Origin of the sequence: Streptomyces sp. (assembly GCF_036524955.1) — a bacterium.
In the GTDB taxonomy this organism is placed as follows: domain Bacteria; phylum Actinomycetota; class Actinomycetes; order Streptomycetales; family Streptomycetaceae; genus Actinacidiphila.
Map to the genome: position 1 here is coordinate 1 of NZ_DATDBG010000319.1, position 5,370 is coordinate 5,370.

Here is a 5,370-nt window from a genome sequence, read left to right on the forward strand (position 1 = left end):
CATCCGTACGGCCGAGGACCGGCGCGCCGCCGAATGGAACGCCCGCCGCACCGCCGCCTACCACGACCTCGCCCGCGCGGACCCGGCCACCGCGGTGGACCACCTGCACGCGTGGTTCCTGGCGATGCGGCCCGGGGAGGCCGAGCGGTGGTGCGACGACCTCTCCTTCATCCAGCGCGCCCCCGGCCGCTGGCCCGGTGGCCGCCCCGAGCCCGCCCGCGAGCGCTACGAGCGGCTGGTCGGCACCCCCACCGGGGACGACGCCCGGCAGGCGATCACCCGGCTGCTGGTGGCGGGCTGGATCACCGCGCACCCGCACACCGATCCCTACGCGGAGGCGTACGAGGACCCGCTCGGCGACCCGTACGCGGAGCTGTACCGCTCCATCGCGGAGGAGTTCCGCACGCTGCGCAGGCTGATCCGCAGCGGGGAACGTGATCGTGACGTGTTCGACCGCAAGGTCAGGCAGTACGGAAGGAAGCCCTGGTGAGCACCGGATCGACCGCTGAACCGCAGTTCGTGCCGCCGCGCCCCACACGCCCGAGGTGGCCCTGGGGTGTCGCCGTGCCGGTGGTCGTCGCGCTGCTGGTATTCGGTGGACTGCGGGTCTTCGGCTCCGACGACTCCTGCGGCGGGGGCACCAGGAGCGGTCCGAGTCACGAGTGCATCGGCGTCAGCGACTCGTACGCCTACGAGGACTCGCTGAAATCTGTCATGAAGCTGATCGAGGCGGAGAACGACCGGGTCGACACGTCCGGCAAGAAGTGGGTCAGCGTGGCCTACGTCCTGCCGATCACCACCGACCTGGAGCAGGAAGCCCTCAAGTACGACACCAAGGAGGAGCTGGAGGGCGCCTACCTGGCCCAACTGCGGCTCAACGACCCGGACTTGGGCGGGAACGGCGACACCCCGCAGATCAAGCTGCTGGTGGCCAACGTAGGGCTGCGGTCCGAGCAGTGGCAGCCGCTGGCCGAGCGCCTGATCGCGATGACGAAGGGCGATCACCCCCTGGTGGGGGTGGCCGGCTTCGGCCAGAGCCGCGGCGGGACGCTGAGCCTGGTCAACGAACTGCGGGCGGCCAAGGTGCCGATGATGGGCGCGACGGTCACCGCGGACAAGCTGGCCTCGGCGACCGACGTGGGATTCTTCCGCACCGCCCCGCCCAACGTCGACCAGGCGAGCGCCGCGGCGCGCCACCTCAAGGCGAAGCAGCAGAGCACGCCGGGCTACGACGTGCTGGTCGTCCGGGACCGCAACACGGACGACATCTACAACACCTCCCTCTACAGCGACTTCGTCAGTGCCGCCAAGAGGGAGAGGCTCACCCTCGTCGAGGGCGACCAGGACTACATATCCGGGGTCGACGGCATCAGCAACGCCTTCGCGTCGGTCGCCAACGGCGTCTGCGCCAAGCGGCCGGAGGCCGTCTTCTTCGCCGGCCGGGGCGCCAACCTGCGGAACTTCATCACCGCCATGTCGGCGCCGGCCCGGCGCTGCCAGGTCACGGTGCTGACCGGGGACGACGCGGTGGGCGTCTATCCGGACAGGTCGCTGGACGAGGCGAATCGCAAGCAGTTCGAGAGCAACTGGCGCAACAGCAAGGTGACAGCGCTCTACACGGCGCTGGGGCACCCCGCCCTGCCGGGCAGGCTCTACGACGCGGACCACAATCCCCTCCCGGGCTTCACCAAGCTCTACCACGACACGTTCGGGCAGACCGACGGCGACATGTTCGAGGACGGGCAGGTGATCCTCGCGCACGACGCCGTCTGGACGCTCGGGGCGGCGGTCCGGGCGGCGGCCGGTGAGACCGGTACCGCTCCGGTGACTCCCGGGAGTGTGCTGAGCGCTCTGGTCAGCCTGGCGGACGTACAGGGCATCAGCGGGAAGATCGACCTGGGTTCCGACGGCAATCCGCAGGACAAGGCGATGGCGCTGGTCCAGCTGGAACCGGACCGCAGGTTCGTCTTCAACGGTGTGATCCGGCCGGGCTAGGGCTGGGCCAGGGTCTGTCTGATGCATGGCGCCGTCCGCCCGCGGGGCGGGGCTCGCGGTGTCCGGTGCGTGCGATCGCACGGCGGAGAACCATCCTCGCAGTGGACGCGGCGGGCGCGGCACGGGCGGGGTCAGCGCCCCGGCTGGAACTGCGGGCCCTGCGGGGGCAGGGCGAAGGCGGCGTCGCCGGCCGGCGCGACGGACGCCGCCACCGGCTGGGGGTACCCGTAGGCCGGGTAGCCCTGCTGGGGCTGCTGGTGGACCGGCTGCTGGTGGGTGGGCGGCGGCGGGGCGGCGGCCACCGGCTGCGGGTAGCCGTACGCGGGCTGGGCCGGGGCATGGGCGGGGGAGGGAGCCTGGAGCGGGTAGCCGTACGCGCTGGTGGGCCCGGGGTCCGTGCCGGCCGCGGGCATGGCCGCGGTGGGAGCCTGCTCGGGCGCGGTGGCCGCGGCGGCGGGCGGCGGGTTCGTACGGCCCGAGTCCGGATCGCCGTCGTCCACCGTGATGCCGAACTCCGTGGCGAGGCCGACCAGCCCGGTGGCATAGCCCTGCCCCAGCGCGCGGAACTTCCAGCCCGTGCCCTTGCGGTACAGCTCGCCGCAGATCAGGGCGGTCTCCCCGCCGGTGTCGGGGGTAACCTCGAAGGTGACCAGGGGGGCGGCGTGGGCCGGGCCCGCGGTGTCGTAGAGCATCAGGCACAGGTCGTGGACGAGGCGGAAGGGCCCGCCGTCGCAGGAGGCGGCCAGGACGACGCGGTCCACGGTCGCGTCGAGCGCGGTCAGGTCGACCTCGACGGTGTCGGTCAGGCCTTCGGGGACCCGTTTCTTCGGCAGGTGGCGGGCGAGGCCGGAGGGATGGCGGGGCTCGTTGTAGAAGACGAAGTCGGCGTCCGAGCGGACCAGGCCGTCCGGGCCGAGCAGCAGTACGGAGGCGTCCACGTCGGGCGCGGTGGGACCCGGGCTCCAGCGGAGCACCGCGCGGACGCCCGAGGCGTCCAGTTGGATGTTCGAGCCCTTCACCATCCGTTGCGTCATGGCCGTCATCCTGCCCTTCCGGCGGGGCGGCTCACAACGCCGTGCCGGCCGCGGGCGAGGACGCGCCACCGGAGCGTACGGATCCGGCCTGTTTGCCCGGCATACGGCCTTGGTGCGGCCGAGGCCCGGCACGCTGCGCGGTCACGCGACCGACCTGCGGCGGTTACCTGTTCTTCATGTGCGAAGGGAACTCGCACCCCGGTCCCGCACGTACGATTATCGGCCAGATATCTGCCAGTCCACTACCACGAAAGGGGGCGTATGCGACACTTCGGACATCTCGCTTCTGGGCTCAGAAGCGAACTGTTCCACCGCGAGCCGCAGGAGTTCACCGCCGACTCGCCCGCCCACACGCTCGCCGTCGCCCTCGGCGCCACCCTCTACAGCCCGGCCACCCGCCTCAACCTGGCGGAGGACATCCGCAAACAGGCCGCCCGCGGGGTGGTCTCGATGGTCCTGTGCCTGGAGGACTCCATCGACGACCGCGATGTCGTCGCAGGCGAGGCCAATCTCGTACGGCAGTTCGCCCAGCTCGCCGCCCAGCCCCACGCCGCGTCCGCGCTCCCCCTGCTGTTCATCCGGGTCCGTACGCCCGCCCAGATCACCGACCTGGTGACCCGGCTCGGCGCCACCGTGGAACTGCTGTCCGGATTCGTGCTCCCCAAGTTCACCGAGGAGACCGGCGTCCCCTTCCTCGAAGCGCTCACCGCCGCGGAGGCGGCCTGCGGACGGCGGCTGTTCGCCATGCCGGTACTGGAGTCGCCGCAGCTCATGCACTTGGAGACCAGGGTCGAGACGCTGCACGGCATATCCCGCACGGTCGACAAGTACCGCGACCGGATACTGGCGCTCCGGCTCGGCGTCACCGACTTCTGCTCCTCCTACGGGCTGCGGCGCGCGCCCGCGATGACCGCGTACGACGTGCAGATCGTCGCCTCCGTCGTCGCCGACGTGGTCAACGTACTCGGCCGCGCCGACGGCAGCGGGTTCACGGTCACCGGCCCGGTCTGGGAGTACTTCCGCCTCCACGAGCGGATGTTCAAACCGCAGCTGCGCGTCAGCCCGTTCCGGCCCGAGGCGGTGGACCTGCGCGAAACGCTCATCGAGCGGGACATGGACGGACTGCTCCGTGAGATCGAGCTGGACCGGGCCAACGGCCTCCAGGGCAAGACCTGTATCCACCCCACCCACGTGCCGGTGGTGCACGCGCTGAACGTCGTGACCCACGAGGAGTACAGCGACGCCGCCGACATCCTGCACGAGGACCGCAGCGGCGGCGGCGTCCTGCGCTCGGCCTACACCAACAAGATGAACGAGGTGAAGCCGCACCGCGCCTGGGCCGAACGCACGATGCGCCGCGCCGAGGTCTTCGGCGTCGCACGCGAGGAGATCGGCTTCGTGGAACTGCTGGCGGCGAGTCTGCCCTCCACCTGAGCGCCCGGACCGGACCAGGCAGGCCCGGACCCGGACGACGACCCCGAGGCGGCCCCCGCCCGGCACCCGCACCCGCAGCACCCTGAAGAACCCGCAGCACCCTGAAGAAACGGAATCACCTCCCGACATGGCAACGAACGCGCCCTGGCCCGGCCAGTGGGTCGCCGACCGGCTGGGCATCGCCCTGCACGGCGACGGCCTGCCCGACCTGCTCGGCCTCGCGCTCCGCCGCAACCCCAGGCGTGCGCACCTGCTCGTCTCCAACGTGCTCGGCAAGCACGTCCCGCAGCGCCCGCACACGGTGTACGGGCACGCGTTCGACCTCGGCCGCCGGGTCCGGGCGCTGCTCGGCGACCAGGCCGCCGACCGGGCCGTCGTCCTCGGCTACGCGGAGACCGCCACCGGTCTCGGCCACGCGGTGGCCGACGGCCTGGGCACCGCGCCCTACCTCCACTCGACCCGCCGCGCGGTCCCGGGCATCACCCCGGGCGGCGGCTTCGAGGAGGAGCACAGCCACGCCACCGGCCACCTCCTCCTCCCGGAGGACCCCGGCCTGCTGGCCGGCCCCGGCCCGCTCGTCCTGGTGGACGACGAGTTCTCCACCGGCCAGACCATCCTCAACACCATCCGCGACCTCCACGGCCGGTACCCGCGTGACCACTACGTGGTGGTCGCCCTCACCGACATGCGCTCCCCGGCCGACCGCACCCGCCTGGACGGCTTCGCCGCGGAGCTGGGCGCGCGCGTGGAGGTCGTGGCCCTCGCGACAGGAACGGTGTCTGTGCCGGAGGGGGTGCTGGAAAAAGGACAGGCGCTGGTGGCGGCCCACGGCGTGCCCGCGGTGGCGGGCGAGCCGCCCGCGGCTGCGGACGACGGCCCGGCACGGTCGGGCGTGATCACGGCGGGT

4 protein-coding genes and 1 pseudogene are annotated in these 5,370 nt (G+C 72.1%); 4 read left to right on the forward strand and 1 reads right to left on the reverse strand.

Annotation, left to right across the window (positions count from 1 at the left end):
• Both VIW71_RS25275 and VIW71_RS25280 read left to right on the forward strand, forming a co-directional pair.
• Nucleotides 1-490 (forward strand): annotated as a pseudogene (locus VIW71_RS25275) (ATP-binding protein); the annotation flags it as partial.
• Entirely contained in the window at nucleotides 487-1,995 is a 1,509-nt protein-coding gene (locus tag VIW71_RS25280; protein WP_331624943.1) for an ABC transporter substrate-binding protein, read from the forward strand. The pseudogene VIW71_RS25275 and the gene VIW71_RS25280, both read left to right, overlap by 4 nt.
• 131 nt (nucleotides 1,996-2,126) lie before the next feature.
• Here VIW71_RS25280 and VIW71_RS25285 read toward each other — a convergent pair whose 3' ends face one another.
• Complete coding sequence (locus VIW71_RS25285; protein ID WP_331624945.1) at nucleotides 2,127-3,038, reverse strand: TerD family protein; 912 nt, start codon at nucleotides 3,036-3,038, stop codon at nucleotides 2,127-2,129.
• 252 nt (nucleotides 3,039-3,290) lie between these two features.
• Here VIW71_RS25285 and VIW71_RS25290 point away from each other — a divergent pair, with 252 nt between their 5' ends.
• Nucleotides 3,291-4,463 (forward strand): HpcH/HpaI aldolase/citrate lyase family protein, encoded by a 1,173-nt coding sequence (locus VIW71_RS25290; RefSeq protein WP_331624947.1) that lies wholly within the window; start codon nucleotides 3,291-3,293, stop codon nucleotides 4,461-4,463.
• A gap of 127 nt (nucleotides 4,464-4,590) precedes the next feature.
• A partial coding sequence (locus VIW71_RS25295; RefSeq protein ID WP_331624948.1) for a phosphoribosyltransferase domain-containing protein occupies nucleotides 4,591-5,370 on the forward strand: 780 nt, incomplete at its 3' end.